Source organism: Paraburkholderia sp. RHO2, from assembly GCF_050955445.1.
Taxonomy (GTDB): Bacteria; Actinomycetota; Actinomycetes; order Mycobacteriales; family Mycobacteriaceae; genus Prescottella; species Prescottella agglutinans_A.
In genome coordinates, this window is record NZ_CP162617.1 from 1,979,854 (window position 1) to 1,997,127 (window position 17,274).

The 17,274-nt window shown below is 63.0% G+C and carries 12 protein-coding genes, 2 rRNA genes and 1 pseudogene; 14 read left to right on the forward strand and 1 reads right to left on the reverse strand.

Going from position 1 to position 17,274, the window contains the following annotated elements:
- The first annotated feature begins 60 nt into the window (after positions 1 to 60).
- From ABTV10_RS09175 to ABTV10_RS09225, 11 genes and pseudogenes are all read left to right on the forward strand, one after another.
- Positions 61 to 1,239, forward strand: coding sequence for a glycosyltransferase family 4 protein (locus tag ABTV10_RS09175; protein WP_499034167.1), 1,179 nt, complete (start codon positions 61 to 63; stop codon positions 1,237 to 1,239).
- A 60-nt stretch (positions 1,240 to 1,299) separates the two neighbouring features.
- On the forward strand, positions 1,300 to 1,755 hold the full coding sequence (locus ABTV10_RS09180; protein ID WP_499034169.1) for a Cg1360 family ATP-synthase-associated protein: 456 nt from the start codon (positions 1,300 to 1,302) through the stop codon (positions 1,753 to 1,755).
- 389 nt (positions 1,756 to 2,144) lie between these two features.
- Positions 2,145 to 2,924: a F0F1 ATP synthase subunit A gene (atpB, locus tag ABTV10_RS09185; protein ID WP_433611831.1), complete on the forward strand. Its 780-nt coding sequence runs from the start codon at positions 2,145 to 2,147 to the stop codon at positions 2,922 to 2,924.
- Positions 2,925 to 2,994: 70 nt separating this feature from the next.
- Positions 2,995 to 3,246 (forward strand): ATP synthase F0 subunit C, encoded by a 252-nt coding sequence (locus ABTV10_RS09190; RefSeq protein WP_433611833.1) that lies wholly within the window; start codon positions 2,995 to 2,997, stop codon positions 3,244 to 3,246.
- A 27-nt stretch (positions 3,247 to 3,273) separates the two neighbouring features.
- Positions 3,274 to 3,816: a F0F1 ATP synthase subunit B gene (locus ABTV10_RS09195; protein ID WP_499034172.1), complete on the forward strand. Its 543-nt coding sequence runs from the start codon at positions 3,274 to 3,276 to the stop codon at positions 3,814 to 3,816.
- 5 nt (positions 3,817 to 3,821) lie between these two features.
- A complete protein-coding gene (locus ABTV10_RS09200; protein WP_433611837.1) occupies positions 3,822 to 4,646 on the forward strand; it encodes a F0F1 ATP synthase subunit delta in 825 nt (274 codons plus the stop codon).
- Positions 4,647 to 4,716: 70 nt separating this feature from the next.
- Positions 4,717 to 6,231 (forward strand): annotated as a pseudogene (gene atpA, locus ABTV10_RS09205) (F0F1 ATP synthase subunit alpha); the annotation flags it as partial.
- A gap of 168 nt (positions 6,232 to 6,399) precedes the next feature.
- Complete coding sequence (locus ABTV10_RS09210) at positions 6,400 to 7,380, forward strand: F0F1 ATP synthase subunit gamma (RefSeq protein ID WP_433611841.1); 981 nt, start codon at positions 6,400 to 6,402, stop codon at positions 7,378 to 7,380.
- Between the two features lie 39 nt (positions 7,381 to 7,419).
- Entirely contained in the window at positions 7,420 to 8,832 is a 1,413-nt protein-coding gene (atpD, locus tag ABTV10_RS09215) for a F0F1 ATP synthase subunit beta (RefSeq protein WP_499035154.1), read from the forward strand.
- A 6-nt stretch (positions 8,833 to 8,838) separates the two neighbouring features.
- Complete coding sequence (locus tag ABTV10_RS09220; protein ID WP_127917497.1) at positions 8,839 to 9,207, forward strand: F0F1 ATP synthase subunit epsilon; 369 nt, start codon at positions 8,839 to 8,841, stop codon at positions 9,205 to 9,207.
- 36 nt (positions 9,208 to 9,243) lie between these two features.
- Positions 9,244 to 9,678: a DUF2550 domain-containing protein gene (locus ABTV10_RS09225; protein WP_499034175.1), complete on the forward strand. Its 435-nt coding sequence runs from the start codon at positions 9,244 to 9,246 to the stop codon at positions 9,676 to 9,678.
- 81 nt (positions 9,679 to 9,759) lie between these two features.
- Here ABTV10_RS09225 and ABTV10_RS09230 read toward each other — a convergent pair whose 3' ends face one another.
- Positions 9,760 to 10,338, reverse strand: coding sequence for a cob(I)yrinic acid a,c-diamide adenosyltransferase (locus tag ABTV10_RS09230; RefSeq protein ID WP_499034178.1), 579 nt, complete (start codon positions 10,336 to 10,338; stop codon positions 9,760 to 9,762).
- Here ABTV10_RS09230 and murA point away from each other — a divergent pair.
- The 3 genes from murA (at position 10,337) to ABTV10_RS09245 (ending at position 17,180) form a co-directional block, all read left to right on the forward strand.
- Positions 10,337 to 11,653: a UDP-N-acetylglucosamine 1-carboxyvinyltransferase gene (murA, locus tag ABTV10_RS09235; protein WP_499034181.1), complete on the forward strand. Its 1,317-nt coding sequence runs from the start codon at positions 10,337 to 10,339 to the stop codon at positions 11,651 to 11,653. The genes ABTV10_RS09230 and murA overlap by 2 nt on opposite strands.
- 556 nt (positions 11,654 to 12,209) lie before the next feature.
- Positions 12,210 to 13,730, forward strand: a 16S ribosomal RNA gene (locus ABTV10_RS09240).
- Between the two features lie 321 nt (positions 13,731 to 14,051).
- Positions 14,052 to 17,180 (forward strand): 23S ribosomal RNA (locus tag ABTV10_RS09245).
- The 16S and 23S rRNA genes sit together here, the layout of an rRNA operon.
- Positions 17,181 to 17,274 lie beyond the last annotated feature (94 nt).

Here is a 17,274-nt window from a genome sequence, read left to right on the forward strand (position 1 = left end):
TGATCGGACGCGTTGCCCTCAATCCCGTCCGCGGACGGACGTGCCGGTAGCGTCGTCGAGGTGAGTTCTGCGGATACGGCGGTGCTGGCGCTCGCCCAGGGAGGAAACGGGGCTGGTGTCCCGCTGCGCGAACTGCTCCTGGTGTTGTTCACGGCGGCCGTGGTCACGTTCCTCGGGACCGGTGCCGTCCGGGTGGTCGCCATCAGGTTCGGCGCCGTTGCGGTGCCGCGCGATCGCGATGTGCACGTCCAGCCCATTCCGCGGCTCGGCGGCGTCGGGATGTACGTCGGCATGCTCGTCGCGCTGCTCTTCGCGCAGCAACTGCCGGCACTGACGCGAGGGTTCGAGTTCACCACCGACATCAGTGCCGTGCTGGTGGCCGGTTTCGTGATCGTGCTCGTCGGTGTCATCGACGACCGCTGGGGCCTGGACGCCCTCACCAAGTTCGTGGGTCAGGTCACCGCGGCCGGCATCCTGGCGGTGATGGGTGTGAGCTGGTACATCATCTACCAGCCCTTCGGGGACACCACCGTCATCCTTGACCAACTCCAGGCGGGGTTGGTCACCGTCGCGGTGACGGTCGTGATGATCAACGCGATGAACTTCGTCGACGGACTCGACGGTCTGGCCGCCGGACTCGGCCTCATCGCGTCGCTCGCGATCTGCGCCTTCTCGGTGGGGTTGCTGCACGACCAGGGCGGCGACGTCAGTGCGTACCCGCCGGCGATGATCGCGGCGGCTCTCGCGGGTGCCTGCCTCGGCTTCCTGCCACACAACTTCCAGCCCGCGCGGATCTTCATGGGCGACTCGGGGTCGATGCTGATCGGCCTGACATTGGCCGCGGTGTCGACGAGTGCGTCGGGTCGGATCAGTTTGAGCGCGTACGGATCCCGCGATCTTCTCGGTCTGCTCACGCCGCTGCTGCTGGTCAGTGCGGTCATGTTCATCCCGATCCTCGACCTGTTGCTCGCCATCGTCCGGCGGACACGGGCCGGCGTCAGCCCGTTCAGCCCCGACAAGATGCATCTGCATCACCGGTTGATGCAGATCGGACACTCGCACCGCCGCGTGGTCCTGCTGATCTACCTGTGGGTCGGGGTTCTCGCATTCGGCGCGGTCGGCTCGGCACTCATCGACAGGCGCGTAGTCGTCCTGCTGGTCGCGGCGGGGTTGGTGTTCGCGCTCGTGGTGACGGCGGTACCGTCGTGGCGGGGTCTGCAGCAGGACCGTCGCCAGTAGAAGGCGTGCGGGCGGGCTGGGGCGGATGTCCTGTTTCGGTGTTCCTCTAACCTGGATTCCGTGACTTCGACGCCAGAGCCGTATTCCGCCGATCCCACCGCAGCACTCCGTCGCGGGCTCCGCTACGGAGCGCTGGCCTTGATCGCACTCGCCGTCGGCGGCGTGATCATCGCCAGCCTGTTCGCGGGTACCGCCGGTTTGTGGGGTGCGCTGATCGGTGCCGCGGTGGGCGGCGGCTTCATCCTGTGCACGGCACTTGCTGTGCTGTTGACCGCCAAGCTGCCGGCGGTCACGGCGGGAGCGGTTCTGTTGGGCAGCTGGCTGCTCAAGATGATCCTGGCCATCGCCGTGCTCGCGATCCTCGATCCGCTCGACTTCTACAACCGCCAGGCGATGGTGATCGTGATCGTGCTGTCGCTCGTCATCGTGCTGGGTGCGGAGACGTACGGTGTGCTGCAGACGAAGGTCCCGTACGTGACGCCGACCGATTCCGACGAGCAGTCGGACACTGCCTGACAGGTCTCGGGCGCGGGTTTGTGAAACGTGTTCCAGAGTTCAAGGGGACCCCATCTACACAACGTCGTAGATGTCTTGATAGTCTCTGGGCCAAGCAAGTGCGCTGACGACGGGAAAGTCCAGAGATCCCGACGTGTGGCTGGCGCTTGTAGGCGACCAGGGTTGTCGGAGTTGTCCGGATTTCAGATTCGGATGGAACCGCCCCCGGATTGCCGAGTCGACGACAGTCGCCGACACCGACAGACGCCAGGACGGGTTCGCCCGAGTCTCCAGCTGCTGACGAATACGCGAGCCGACCTTGTCGACTTGTTAGATCGTCAATGTCCGATCGAACCGCAGACAGCGATGCCTGCGGCCGACTACGGGAGAGACCGCTGAGCGTCACCTTCATGGCCGCGGGTGAATATCATCCGCCGTCACTCGATGATTTCTACCCGCCCGCAGTGCTGTTCGAGGGCACCGCCTTCGAGCTCGACCGTCTGATGCTGATCCGTCTGCTGATGTCGGCAGTGGTCGCACTGTTCTTCATCATCGCGATGCGTAGCCCGAAGATCGTTCCGCGCGGTGTCCAGAATGTCGCCGAGTACGCCCTCGATTTCGTTCGGATCAACATCGCCGAAGAGATCCTGGGCAAGGAACAGGGCAAGCGCTTCCTGCCGATCATCACGACGATCTTCTTCATCGTGCTGGCAAGCAACGTCGCGAGTGTCATTCCTTTCCTGAACATCTCGCCGAACGCGCGAATCGGTATGCCGCTCGTCCTTGCGGCGCTGGCATACATCACGTTCAACTACGTGGGTATCAAGAAGTACGGTTTCTTCAAGTACGTGAAGTCGAGCATCGTCGTGCCGGGCGTCCCGCCGGCGCTGCACGTGCTGCTGATCCCGATCGAGTTCCTCTCGACGTTCGTTCTCCGGCCGTTCACGCTGATGGTCCGACTCATGGCCAACATGCTCGCCGGACACATCCTGCTGGTGCTGTTCTTCGGCGCCACGCAGTACTTCTTCTTCACCTCCGGAGGGTTCCAGGCGATCTTCGGTGTTCCGTCGATCATCGCGGGCGTCGCCATGACCTTCTTCGAGTTGCTGGTGATCGGCCTTCAGGCATACGTCTTCGCACTGCTCACCGCGGTGTACATCGACCTGGCCCTCCACGCCGACTCGCACTGACCACTCACATCGATAGACCTGACCCACCGGCCGACCGGCGGTGGGCAACAGAAAGGGAACGGAACACCAAATGAGCGTTTCGCTGCAGGCCGCTGAGGTTCTCGCGCAGGAAGCTGCCAAGGTCAAGGGCTACGGCGCCATCGGCTACGGCCTCGCGGCCATCGGCCCCGGCATCGGCGTGGGTATTGTCGTCGGTAAGGCGATCGAGGGCATGGTCCGTCAGCCCGAGATGGCCGGCCAGGTTCGTACCACGATGTTCCTCGGTATCGCGTTCACCGAGGCCCTGGCGCTGATCGGCCTCGTCGCCGGCTTCATCTTCTAAGAACACACCATGTCAACCACCATCGCATTGCTCGCGGCCGAGGGGGAGGAACACAACCCCCTCCTGCCCGCGACGTATGACATCACTTGGTCGATCGTTGCCCTGGTGGTCGTCGGGTTCGTCTTCTGGAAGTTTGTCCTTCCGATGTTCCAGAAGGTTCTCGCCGAGCGCACCGAGCAGATCGACGGCGGCATCAAGCGTGCCGAAGAGGCTCAGGCCGAGGCCAAGGCCGCGCTGGAGCAGTACCATGCCCAGCTCGCCGAGGCTCGCACCGAGGCCGCACAGATCCGTGAGGAAGCACGTACTCAGGGGCAGGCGATCATCGCTGAGATGAAGGCGCAGGCTCAGGAGGAGAGCGACCGTATCGTCGCCGCCGGTCACAGCCAGCTGGTCGCACAGCGTCAGCAGATCGTGACCGAGCTGCGGGCCGACCTCGGTAAGACCGCGGTCGACCTGGCAGAGAAGGTCATCGGTGAGTCGCTCGCCGACGACGTCAAGCGCGCCGGAACGGTCGATCGCTTCCTCAACGAGCTGGACGCAGTCAGCGCCGATTCCGCAGCAGGAAAGTGAGCACCATGTACGCAGCGAGCCGTGAAGCCCTGACGCAGACCCGTGCTGCGCTCACCGCGGCGTTGGATTCCGTTTCCCCCGGCGCGGCCACTGCGGCCGCGGCGCAGGCCGGATCCGAGCTGTTCTCGGTGGTCGAGGTTCTCGACGGCCAGCGCACTCTCCGGAGTGCGCTCGCCGACGCGTCCACGTCTGCCGCTGGTCGACAGGGCCTGGCCCGCCAGGTGTTCTCGGGGAAGGTCGGCGCCGAGGCGCTGGCAGCCCTCGAGGCCGCCGCGGGCCAGGACTGGTCGACTTCGGCGGATCTGCTGAACTCGCTGGTCACGGTCGGACGTGAGTCCTTGCTTCGTGCTGCGGCGGATCAGAACCAGAGCGACTCGGTCGAGGACGAGCTCTTCCGCCTCGGCCGCATCGTTGCCGGAAATCCGCAGCTGGAGCAGGCCCTTTCGGATCGTTCGACGCCCGTCGCCGGCAAGCGCGAGCTGCTGTCGAAGCTGCTGTACGGCAAGGTCACCGCGATCACGGAGGCCCTCGCCATCCAGGCCGTGGGTCGCCTGCGGACCGCTCCCGCGGACGCGTTCGACGAGCTGTCGGCCCTGGCCGCGGCTCAGCGAGACAAGGCCGTTGCGCACGTGCGTAGCGCCTCTGCGTTGTCGAGTGAGCAGGTCGAGCGGCTCGCCGCGACGCTGACCCGTACCTACGGCAAGCCCGTCACCGTGCACGTGGAGGTCGAACCGGCCCTCCTCAGCGGCATGGTCGTCCGGGTGGGCCACGAGGTCATCGACGGGAGCGCGGCCGGTCGCCTCGCTGCCCTGCGGAAGACCTTCAAGTAGCCGACGACCGAACACATACTCCCGATCTTTTCGAAGACCAGATACCGAGAGCAGGAAAAACATGGCGGAGCTGACGATCTCCTCCGACGAGATCCGTAGCGCGATCGAGAACTACACCGCGAGCTACTCACCGGAGGCCTCCCGCGAGGAGGTCGGCGTGGTGTCCGACACCAGCGACGGCATCGCTCACATCACCGGCCTGCCGTCGGCGATGGCCAACGAGCTGCTGGAGTTCCCGGGCGGCGTGCTCGGCGTTGCCCTGAACCTGGAGGCCACCGAGATCGGTGCCGTCGTCCTGGGCGACTACGAGCACATCGAAGAGGGCCAGGAAGTCAAGCGGACCGGCGACGTTCTGTCGGTGCCGGTCGGTGACGGCTACCTGGGTCGCGTCGTGGACCCGCTGGGTCGCCCGATCGACGGCCTCGGAGACATCGAGACCACCGAGACCCGCGCTCTCGAGCTGCAGGCCGCGACGGTGCTCGAGCGTCAGCCCGTCGAGGAGCCGCTCCAGACCGGCATCAAGGCCATCGACGCCATGACCCCGATCGGCCGCGGCCAGCGTCAGCTCGTCATCGGCGACCGTAAGACCGGCAAGACCGCGGTCTGCGTCGACGCCATCCTGAACCAGAAGGCCAACTGGGCGACCGGCGACCCGAAGCAGCAGGTTCGCTGCATCTACGTCGCGATCGGCCAGAAGGGCTCCACCATCGCGGGCGTCAAGGCTGCCCTCGAGGAGCAGGGCGCGATGGAGTACACCACCATCGTCGCCGCCCCGGCTTCCGACTCGGCCGGCTTCAAGTGGCTCGCCCCCTACACCGGTTCGGCCATCGGCCAGCACTGGATGTACCAGGGCAAGCACGTCCTCATCGTGTTCGACGACCTGACCAAGCAGGCCGAGGCGTACCGCGCCATCTCGCTGCTGCTGCGTCGTCCGCCGGGACGTGAGGCCTACCCGGGCGACGTCTTCTACCTGCACTCGCGTCTGCTGGAGCGTTCGGCCAAGCTGTCCGACGAGCTCGGTGGCGGTTCGCTGACGGCTCTGCCGATCATCGAGACCAAGGCCAACGACGTCTCGGCGTACATCCCGACCAACGTCATCTCCATCACCGACGGCCAGGTCTTCCTCGAGTCCGACCTGTTCAACAAGGGCATCCGCCCCGCGATCAACGTCGGTATCTCGGTTTCCCGAGTCGGTGGCGCCGCGCAGACCAAGGGCATGAAGAAGGTCTCCGGTTCGCTGCGTCTGGAGCTGGCGCAGTTCCGTGAGCTCGAGGCCTTCTCGGCCTTCGCCTCGGACCTGGACGCCGCTTCGAAGGCTCAGCTCGAGCGCGGCCAGCGTCTGGTCGAGCTGCTCAAGCAGGACCAGTACTCCCCGATCGCAGTCGAGGACCAGATCATCTCGATCTACCTCGCCGGCGAGGGTGTCTTCGACTCGGTGCCCGTCGGCGACGTGCGTCGCTTCGAGGCCGAGCTGCTCGACGACCTGCACCGCAACGCGGGCAGCGTCTACGAGGCGATCAAGGGTGGTAAGGCCCTCGACGACGCTTCGATCGAGACCCTCATGGCTGCGACCGACAAGTTCAAGGCCGGCTTCCTCACCTCCGACGGCGCTCGCGTCGTGAACGAGGCCGAGGCAGAGGCACTGGACGCGTCCGAGGTCGGCCAGGAGAAGGTCACCGTCAAGCGCACCACTGTCAGCAAGTGAGCGTGGTCCCCATGACTCAGCGTCACCCGAAGGGAGAGTGATCGATAGATGGCAAGCATCCGCGAACTGCGTTCTCGCATCAAGTCGGTCAACTCGACCAAGAAGATCACCAAGGCGCAGGAACTGATCGCCACGTCGCGCATCACCAAGGCGCAGGCGCGCGTCGCGGCTTCCAAGCCGTACGCGGAGGAGATCACCAAGGTGCTCTCCGAGCTGGCGAGCGCTTCGGCCTCGCTCGACCACCCGCTGCTCAACGAGCGCACCAGCCCCAAGCGTGCTGCGGTCCTGGTCGTCACCAGTGACCGCGGCATGTGCGGTGGTTACAACTCCAACGTCCTCAAGGAAGCGGAGGAGCTGCTGCAGCTCCTGCGCTCCGAGGGCAAGGAGCCTGTGATCTACGTGCTCGGATCCAAGGGCCTCGGTTACTACACGTTCCGCGGACGCACCGTCGGCGGCGCGTGGACCGGGTTCTCCCAGGAGCCGGGTTACGCGGATGCCGCCAAGGCGAGCCGTCACCTGGTCGAGCTGTTCATGGCCGGTTCCGGCACCGAGGTCGAGGCCCCGAACGGGGAAGGCACGATCGAGGGCGTCGACGAGCTTCACATCGTCTACACGCGTTTCGTCTCGATGCTGACCCAGACGCCGGAGGTCCGGCGGATGGCTCCCCTCGAGGTCGACTACACCGAGGACCACATCGAACTGGGCGAGGACATGCTGTCCAACGGCCAGCACGAGGGCAAGTCGGGTCCGACTGCGGTGTACAACTTCGAGCCCGAGGCCGCCACGCTGCTGGCAGCCCTCCTGCCGAAGTACATCAGCACGCGCATCTACTCGGCGCTGCTCGACTCCGCCGCTTCGGAGTCTGCCGCCCGTCGCACGGCGATGAAGGCCGCGACGGATAATGCGAACGAACTGGTGAACACCCTGAGCCGTCAGGCAAACCAGGCTCGCCAGGCCCAGATCACCCAGGAAATCAGCGAGATCGTCGGTGGCGCGAATGCGCTGGCCTCGAGCGCAGGAAGTGACTAGCACATGACCGCAGCAGTAACCCAAACCAACGCGAACGGTGTGGACACCACGTCCGGCCGGGTCGTGCGGGTCATCGGTCCCGTTGTGGACGTTGAGTTCCCGCGCGGCCATGTTCCCGACCTGTTCAACGCCCTGCACTCGGAGGTCACCCTCCCGTCGGTGGCGAAGACGCTGACCCTCGAGGTTGCGCAGCACCTGGGCGACAACCTGGTCCGCACCATCTCGATGCAGCCGACCGACGGCCTGGTCCGCGGCGCTGCGGTGCACGACACCGGCAAGCCGATCTCCGTTCCCGTCGGCGACGTCGTCAAGGGCCACGTGTTCAACGCCCTCGGTGACTGCCTCGACGCTCCGGGTACCGGTCGTGACGGCGAGCAGTGGGGCATCCACCGCAAGCCCCCGGCCTTCGATCAGCTCGAGGGCAAGACTGAGATCCTCGAGACCGGTATCAAGGTCATCGACCTGCTGACCCCGTACGTCAAGGGCGGCAAGATCGGTCTGTTCGGTGGTGCCGGCGTCGGCAAGACCGTTCTGATCCAGGAGATGATCACCCGTATCGCGCGTGAGTTCTCCGGTACGTCGGTGTTCGCCGGCGTCGGTGAGCGCACCCGTGAGGGCACCGACCTGAAGCTGGAGATGGAGGAGATGGGCGTCCTCCAGGACACCGCCCTCGTCTTCGGCCAGATGGACGAGCCGCCGGGAACGCGTATGCGCGTCGCCCTGTCCGCGCTGACCATGGCGGAGTACTTCCGCGATGTCCAGGGCCAGGACGTTCTGCTGTTCATCGACAACATCTTCCGGTTCACCCAGGCCGGTTCCGAGGTTTCGACCCTGCTGGGTCGTATGCCTTCGGCCGTGGGTTACCAGCCGACGCTGGCCGACGAGATGGGTGAGCTGCAGGAGCGCATCACCTCGACCCGTGGCCGTTCGATCACCTCGCTGCAGGCGATCTACGTCCCCGCCGACGACTACACCGACCCGGCGCCGGCCACCACCTTCGCGCACCTCGATGCGACCACCGAGCTCTCGCGTCCGATTTCGCAGATGGGTATCTACCCCGCTGTCGATCCGCTGACGTCGACCTCGCGCATCCTGGAGCCCGGCATCGTCGGTGCCGAGCACTTCCGTGTCGCGAACGAGGTCAAGCGGATCCTGCAGAAGTACAAGGAACTGCAGGACATCATCGCCATCCTCGGTATGGACGAGCTCTCCGAGGAGGACAAGGTCCTCGTCGGCCGTGCCCGCCGTATCCAGAAGTTCCTCGGCCAGAACTTCATCGTCGCCGAGAAGTTCACCGGTGAGCCCGGCTCGGTCGTGCCGCTGCGCGACACCATCGAGGCGTTCGACCGCGTCTGCAAGGGCGAGTTCGACCACCTGCCGGAGCAGGCGTTCAACAGCTGCGGTGGACTCGACGACGTCGAGGCCGCTGCCAAGAAGATCGCCGGGAAGTAGACCGACATGGCTGAGATGACCGTTGAACTCGTTGCCGTCGAGCAGCGACTCTGGTCGGGATCGGCGAAGCTCGTCAGCGCCCAGACGACCGAGGGTGAGATCGGTGTCATGCCCGGGCATGAGCCGGTCCTCGGTCAGCTGGTGGAGGGCGGCGTGGTTGCGATCACGACCGTCGACGGCGAGCGTGTGGTCGCGGCCGTGCACGGCGGTTTCCTCTCGGTGACCGCCACCACGGTGACGATCCTGGCCGAGTCCGCGGACATGGCGCAGGACGTCGACGTCGAGGCGGCCAAGGCCGTCCTGGCGGAGACCACCGAAGACCTCGAGGCGATCGCGGTCGCCAAGGGTCAGCTGCGTGCGGTCGAGCGCGCCTAGTCAGTTCACGACGAGCCGCGACGGAGCCGACGAGCAGTGACGATCGGGATGGTAGTTCTCATCATTCTGGTCGTCCTGCTCGCGGCTTTCGTCGCGGCTTTCGTGTATCGACTGGCAGTGTTGCGTCGGGGCGGTACCGCGGCGATCCTGCGGATCACACCGGCCCCCGGCGGTAGCGGCTGGCGCCACGGTGTGGTGCGGTACGGCGAGGGATCGCTCGTCTTCTACAAGCTGTCGAGTCTGCGACCCGGGCCGGATTCCCGGATGAGCCGGCAGGGCATCGAGGTCGGCGCCCGCCGCGGTCCGGTGGGCAACGAGTACGACATCATGACCGACGAGATCGTGATCCTCGAGATCTCCGACGGCGACCGCACGTACGAGATCGCCCTCGATCGGGGCGCACTGACCGCATTCCTGTCCTGGGTCGAATCGAGGCCGTCGGGACGGTCCATGCGAGGGCGTCCGGCCTGAACCGGTGCCTACCGGAGAAAGAGGACGACCAGATACGAAAAGGGAGGCCATCAGGCCTCCCTTTCGTCGTTCTCGTAGGGGTTAGGCGTTGCCGCCGGCACCCGGCTTCCAGAGCACGTCACCGCCGGGATTCGCGAGTCTGCTCATGATGAACAGCAGGTCGGACAGCCGGTTCAGGTACTTGGCGGGGAGCACGCTCGTGTCGTCCGGGCCGGCCTCGACGGCCGCCCACGCCGACCGTTCGGCACGACGCGCGACCGTGCGGGCGGAGTGCAGTAGGGCGCCCAGGGGAGTTCCACCTGGGAGGATGAAGGAGTTCAGCGGCTCGAGTCGCTCGTTGAACACGTCGCACCAGCCCTCGACCCGGTCGATGTAGGCCTGGGTGACTCGCAGCGGCGGGTACTTGGGCTCGGCGACGATCGGTGTCGACAGGTCGGCGCCGGCGTCGAACAGATCGTTCTGAATCTGACGCAGCACCTCGACGATCTCCTCGGACGGCGCCCCCAACGCGAGCGCGACGCCGATACTCGCATTCGTTTCGTCGCAGTCCGCGTAGGCGACGAGGCGGGGATCGTTCTTGGACACTCTGGAGAAATCGCTCAGTCCGGTCGTTCCGTCGTCGCCGGTCCGGGTGTAGATCCGCGTCAAATGCACAGCCATGGGGTTACGGTACCGCTCAGCGGTGGGGCGGCAGCCGTGGTTAGGCTGTGCGACTGTGAGTGAGCGCTTTCTTGTCACTGGTGGAAACCGACTCGTCGGTGAGGTGCCAGTGGGTGGGGCGAAGAACAGCGTCCTGAAGCTGATGGCCGCGGCATTGTTGGCCGAGGGTACGACTGTCATCAGCAACTGCCCCGACATCCTCGACGTTCCGCTGATGGCCGACGTCCTGCGCGGCCTCGGCTGCGAGGTGGTTCTCGACGACGACGTCGCGACCATCACGACGCCGGCACAGCCGAAGTACCACGCCGACTTCGCCGCGGTTCGGCAGTTCCGCGCCTCGGTGTGCGTGCTCGGCCCGCTGGTCGCGCGATGCCGGAAGGCGGTCGTCGCGCTGCCCGGTGGTGACGCGATCGGATCGCGGCCGCTGGACATGCACCAGTCCGGTCTGCGCCTGCTGGGCGCCCACAGCGAGATCGAGCACGGATGTGTCGTCGCCGAGGCGGACGACCTGCACGGCGCAAACATCCGATTGGCGTTCCCGTCCGTCGGTGCGACCGAGAACATCCTGATGGCTGCGGTGCTCGCCAAGGGCGAGACCGTCATCGACAACGCCGCGCGGGAGCCGGAGATCGTCGATCTCTGCAACATGCTGACGCGCATGGGCGCAAAGATCAGCGGCGCCGGCTCGACGACGCTCACCATTCGCGGCGTCGATCGACTTCAGCCGACGTCGCACCGGGTGATCGGCGACCGGATCGTCGCCGCGACCTGGGGCATCGCCGCCGCCATGACCCGGGGCGACGTGTTCGTGAGGGGCGTCAACCCCAAACACCTGACGCTCGTTCTGGACAAGCTGCGCGCAGCTGGATCTCAGATCACCCAGGAAGCGGACGGGTTCCGGGTGGTGCAGGCCGATCGTCCCCAGGCGGTCAACTTCGCGACGCTGCCGTACCCCGGATTCCCCACGGACCTCCAGCCGATGGCGATCGGACTCGCCGCAATCGCGGAGGGCACGTCGATGATCACCGAGAACGTCTTCGAGGCTCGGTTCCGATTCGTCGAGGAGATGATCCGGCTGGGCGCGGACGCCCGCACCGACGGACACCATGCTGTCGTGCGTGGGGTCCCCGAGCTGTCGAGCGCACCCGTATGGTCGTCCGACATCCGGGCCGGCGCGGGGCTCGTACTGGCCGGTCTCGTCGCCGACGGTGTCACCGAGGTGCACGACGTCTACCACATCGATCGCGGCTACCCGAGGTTCGTCGAGGACCTCGCCGACCTGGGTGGAGATATCCGCCGAGTGACAGGGGAGTAGGAGCCGCGCTCGACCCTGTGTGCGGCGTCACAAATTGCGGTTGTGCAGAATTTGGGGCCTTTTGCAATCGCCGACCTGGGGAAATGGAGTCGGATGAACGTCCGACCTGGCGGTTTGACGCCCCATGAACACTCGCGTAACTTATTCGAGGTCAGAGCGACACGGACACCGACCCGGCCGCGACCTTCACTGGTCAGCGTGGGAAAACGAGGTTGTACGGGGAGCGCCTGGCGAATCTGCTGAAACTCTCTCCGGGGATCGGATTTGCGTCCGGTGCCGGTAAGGGTTAGGCTGGAACGGTTGCCCCGGAACGAGGAACTGCATGGTTTCGAGTGATGGTGTGCGCGTGTTCTTTGAGAACTCAACAGTGTGTCGATGAATGTCAGTGCCAAATATTTTGGTACTCCACGCCATCATTTTTGGTGGGGTGGGTATTTGCTGATCGTCTCATTCTTCCGTCTGGGGCGGTCAGTGCAAGCTAGTTTGAGTTTTTTTGCTAGTGATTTGACTCGATGTCTATGGCTGATTGCCGGTTTTGCCGGCCAATCTAGAGTCTTCAACGGAGAGTTTGATCCTGGCTCAGGACGAACGCTGGCGGCGTGCTTAACACATGCAAGTCGAGCGGTAAGGCCCTTTCGGGGGTACACGAGCGGCGAACGGGTGAGTAACACGTGGGTGATCTGCCCTGCACTCTGGGATAAGCCTGGGAAACTGGGTCTAATACCGGATATGAGCTCCTGTCGCATGGCGGGGGTTGGAAAGGTTTACTGGTGCAGGATGGGCCCGCGGCCTATCAGCTTGTTGGTGGGGTAATGGCCTACCAAGGCGACGACGGGTAGCCGGCCTGAGAGGGCGACCGGCCACACTGGGACTGAGACACGGCCCAGACTCCTACGGGAGGCAGCAGTGGGGAATATTGCACAATGGGCGAAAGCCTGATGCAGCGACGCCGCGTGAGGGATGACGGCCTTCGGGTTGTAAACCTCTTTCAGCAGGGACGAAGCGCAAGTGACGGTACCTGCAGAAGAAGCACCGGCCAACTACGTGCCAGCAGCCGCGGTAATACGTAGGGTGCGAGCGTTGTCCGGAATTACTGGGCGTAAAGAGCTCGTAGGCGGTTTGTCGCGTCGTCTGTGAAAACCCGCAGCTCAACTGCGGGCTTGCAGGCGATACGGGCAGACTTGAGTACTGCAGGGGAGACTGGAATTCCTGGTGTAGCGGTGAAATGCGCAGATATCAGGAGGAACACCGGTGGCGAAGGCGGGTCTCTGGGCAGTAACTGACGCTGAGGAGCGAAAGCGTGGGTAGCGAACAGGATTAGATACCCTGGTAGTCCACGCCGTAAACGGTGGGCGCTAGGTGTGGGTTTCCTTCCACGGGATCCGTGCCGTAGCTAACGCATTAAGCGCCCCGCCTGGGGAGTACGGCCGCAAGGCTAAAACTCAAAGGAATTGACGGGGGCCCGCACAAGCGGCGGAGCATGTGGATTAATTCGATGCAACGCGAAGAACCTTACCTGGGTTTGACATATACCGGAAACGCCTAGAGATAGGTGCCCCCTTGTGGTCGGTATACAGGTGGTGCATGGCTGTCGTCAGCTCGTGTCGTGAGATGTTGGGTTAAGTCCCGCAACGAGCGCAACCCTTGTCCTGTGTTGCCAGCGCGTAATGGCGGGGACTCGCAGGAGACTGCCGGGGTCAACTCGGAGGAAGGTGGGGATGACGTCAAGTCATCATGCCCCTTATGTCCAGGGCTTCACACATGCTACAATGGCCGGTACAGAGGGCTGCGATACCGTGAGGTGGAGCGAATCCCTTAAAGCCGGTCTCAGTTCGGATCGGGGTCTGCAACTCGACCCCGTGAAGTCGGAGTCGCTAGTAATCGCAGATCAGCAACGCTGCGGTGAATACGTTCCCGGGCCTTGTACACACCGCCCGTCACGTCATGAAAGTCGGTAACACCCGAAGCCGGTGGCCTAACCCCTCGTGGGAGGGAGCCGTCGAAGGTGGGATCGGCGATTGGGACGAAGTCGTAACAAGGTAGCCGTACCGGAAGGTGCGGCTGGATCACCTCCTTTCTAAGGAGCATCTCCTGACTCGGACTCACACACAGGTGTGAGGGGAGCAGGCAGAGCCATTTCGGATTCACACGTAATCCGGTGGTGCTCATGGGTGGAACACTGACTACCTCATCCACGGTTCAGCGGGTCACATGGCCGGCTGGTGGGTGATATATCGGCGCACTGTTGGGTCCTGAGGGAACACGCGAGTGATCTTTCATGGAAGAAACGACAGCATCTGGGTGTGGTCATACCGCGGGGTTCGCTCCGGCTGGTGCCACGGGATATCTGGGTGTTGTGTGTTGTTTGAGAACTGCACAGTGGACGCGAGCATCTTTGTTGTAAGTGTTTAAGAGCGTACGGTGGATGCCTTGGCACCAGGAGCCGATGAAGGACGTAGGAGGCTGCGATAAGCCTCGGGGAGCTGTCAACCGAGCTGAGATCCGAGGATGTCCGAATGGGGAAACCCAGCCACAGTGATGTGTGGTTACCCGCGCCTGAATATATAGGGCGTGTGGAGGGAACGTGGGGAAGTGAAACATCTCAGTACCCACAGGAAGAGAAAACAACATGTGATTCCGTGAGTAGTGGCGAGCGAAAGCGGATGAGGCTAAACCATGGGTGTGTGATAGCCGGCGGGCGTTGCATTCGTGGGGTTGTGGGATCCGTCTTGTCAATTCTGCCGGATTGGCCGACAGTAAGAAATCATCGTGTTAGTCGAAGTGGTCTGGAACGGCCTGTCGTAGAGGGTGAGAGTCCCGTAGACGAAAACATGGTGACTGTCGTGGCGGACACCCGAGTAGCAGCGGGCCCGTGAAATCTGCTGTGAATCTGTCGGGACCACCCGATAAGCCTGAATACTCCCTGGTGACCGATAGCGGACTAGTACCGTGAGGGAAAGGTGAAAAGTACCCCGGGAGGGGAGTGAAATAGTACCTGAAACCGTGCGCTTACAATCCGTCAGAGCCTGCGCCACTTCGGTGGGTGGGTGATGGCGTGCCTTTTGAAGAATGAGCCTGCGAGTTAGCGGCATGTCGCGAGGTTAACCCGTGTGGGGTAGCCGTAGCGAAAGCGAGTCCGAATAGGGCGTTCGAGTGGCATGTTCTAGACCCGAAGCGGAGTGATCTACCCATGGCCAGGGTGAAGCGACGGTAAGACGTCGTGGAGGCCCGAACCCACTTAGGTTGAAAACTGAGGGGATGAGCTGTGGGTAGGGGTGAAAGGCCAATCAAACTCCGTGATAGCTGGTTCTCCCCGAAATGCATTTAGGTGCAGCGTCGTGTGTTTCACTCTGGAGGTAGAGCTACTGGATGGCCGATGGGCCCCACAAGGTTACTGACGTCAGCCAAACTCCGAATGCCAGAGTGTGAGAGCACGGCAGTGAGACTGCGGGGGATAAGCTTCGTAGTCGAGAGGGAAACAGCCCAGATCGCCGGCTAAGGCCCCTAAGCGTGTACTAAGTGGAAAAGGATGTGGGGTCGCGAAGACAACCAGGAGGTTGGCTTAGAAGCAGCCACCCTTGAAAGAGTGCGTAATAGCTCACTGGTCAAGTGATCCTGCGCCGACAATGTAGCGGGGCTCAAGTACACCGCCGAAGCCGCGGCATTCACATAACACCCCGGATGGTTTACGGATCGTCCGGCAGTGGTGTGGATGGGTAGGGGAGCGTCGTGCAGCCATGGAAGCGGCAGTGTGAACTAGTCGTGGAGGCTGCACGAGTGAGAATGCAGGCATGAGTAGCGAAAGACGAGTGAGAAACTCGTCCGCCGAATGACCAAGGGTTCCTGGGCCAGGTTAATCCGCCCAGGGTGAGTCGGGACCTAAGGCGAGGCCGACAGGCGTAGTCGATGGACAACGGGTTGATATTCCCGTACCCGTGTGAACGCGCCCCTGGTGAATCAGTGATGCTAAGCGCCCTGAAGCCGGCCGTTGTCCTTCGGGACTGTGGTTGGTGGATGCGCGTGAACCGATCTGGTAGTAGCCAAGCGATGGGGTGACGCAGGAAGGTAGCTGAGCCAGTCAGTGGTAATACTGGTGTAAGCGTGTAGGGCGTGGCCTAGGCAAATCCGGGTCACATACAGCCTGAGACGTGATGCGTAGCCGATTGAGGCGAATTCAGTGATCCTATGCTGCCGAGAAAAGCCTCTAGCGAGCTTTCACACGGCCCGTACCCCAAACCGACACAGGTGGTCAGGTAGAGAATACTAAGGCGATCGAGATAACTGTGGTTAAGGAACTCGGCAAAATGCCCCCGTAACTTCGGGAGAAGGGGGGCCTCTGCCGGTGACCGGACTTGCTCCGTGAGCTGGTGGGGGCCGCAGAGACCAGAGAGAAGCGACTGTTTACTAAAAACACAGGTCCGTGCGAAGTCGTAAGACGATGTATACGGACTGACGCCTGCCCGGTGCTGGAAGGTTAAGAGGACCGGTTAGCCAGTAATGGCGAAGCTGAGAATTTAAGCCCCAGTAAACGGCGGTGGTAACTATAACCATCCTAAGGTAGCGAAATTCCTTGTCGGGTAAGTTCCGACCTGCACGAATGGCGTAACGACTTCTCTGCTGTCTCAACCACAGACTCGGCGAAATTGCATTACGAGTAAAGATGCTCGTTACGCGCGGCAGGACGAAAAGACCCCGGGACCTTCACTATAGCTTGGTATTGGTGTTCGGTTCGGTTTGTGTAGGATAGGTGGGAGACTGTGAAGCGGGCACGCCAGTGTTCGTGGAGTCGTTGTTGAAATACCACTCTGATCGTATTGGACATCTAACCTCGGACCATGATCTGGTTCAGGGACAGTGCCTGGTGGGTAGTTTAACTGGGGCGGTTGCCTCCCAAAATGTAACGGAGGCGCCCAAAGGTTCCCTCAGCCTGGTTGGCAATCAGGTGTCGAGTGCAAGTGCACAAGGGAGCTTGACTGTGAGACTGACAGGTCGAGCAGGGACGAAAGTCGGGACTAGTGATCCGGCACCGGCAAGTGGAAGCGGTGTCGCTCAACGGATAAAAGGTACCCCGGGGATAACAGGCTGATCTTCCCCAAGAGTCCATATCGACGGGATGGTTTGGCACCTCGATGTCGGCTCGTCGCATCCTGGGGCTGGAGTAGGTCCCAAGGGTTGGGCTGTTCGCCCATTAAAGCGGCACGCGAGCTGGGTTTAGAACGTCGTGAGACAGTTCGGTCTCTATCCGCCGCGCGCGTTAGAAACTTGAGGAAGGCTGTCCCTAGTACGAGAGGACCGGGACGGACGAACCTCTGGTGTGCCAGTTGTTCCGCCAGGAGCACTGCTGGTTAGCTACGTTCGGAAGGGATAACCGCTGAAAGCATCTAAGCGGGAAGCCTGTTCCAAGATGAGGTTTCTCACCCCCTCGAGGGGGTAAGGCCCCCGGCAGACCACCGGGTTGATAGGCCAGAACTGGAAGCACAGTAATGTGTGGAGGTGACTGGTACTAATAGGCCGAGGACTTACCACAAAGAAGCTACGCGTCCACTGTGCGGTATCTGAAACAACACACAGAAACCATTCACCCCCAACACAATCCTCCGGGTTGTGGTTCGGGCGGGGGA

Excerpts from the sequence above, each read along its gene's own strand:
- atpB (WP_433611831.1), top strand. The coding sequence starts at position 2,145 with ATGGCCGCGGGTGAATATCATCCGCCGTCACTCGATGATTTCTACCCG.
- ABTV10_RS09190 (WP_433611833.1), top strand. The coding sequence starts at position 2,995 with ATGAGCGTTTCGCTGCAGGCCGCTGAGGTTCTCGCGCAGGAAGCTGCC.
- ABTV10_RS09200 (WP_433611837.1), top strand. The coding sequence starts at position 3,822 with ATGTACGCAGCGAGCCGTGAAGCCCTGACGCAGACCCGTGCTGCGCTC.
- ABTV10_RS09210 (WP_433611841.1), top strand. The coding sequence starts at position 6,400 with ATGGCAAGCATCCGCGAACTGCGTTCTCGCATCAAGTCGGTCAACTCG.
- ABTV10_RS09220 (WP_127917497.1), top strand. The coding sequence starts at position 8,839 with ATGGCTGAGATGACCGTTGAACTCGTTGCCGTCGAGCAGCGACTCTGG.
- murA (WP_499034181.1), top strand. The coding sequence starts at position 10,337 with ATGGGGTTACGGTACCGCTCAGCGGTGGGGCGGCAGCCGTGGTTAGGC.
- ABTV10_RS09230 (WP_499034178.1), bottom strand. The coding sequence starts at position 10,338 with ATGGCTGTGCATTTGACGCGGATCTACACCCGGACCGGCGACGACGGA.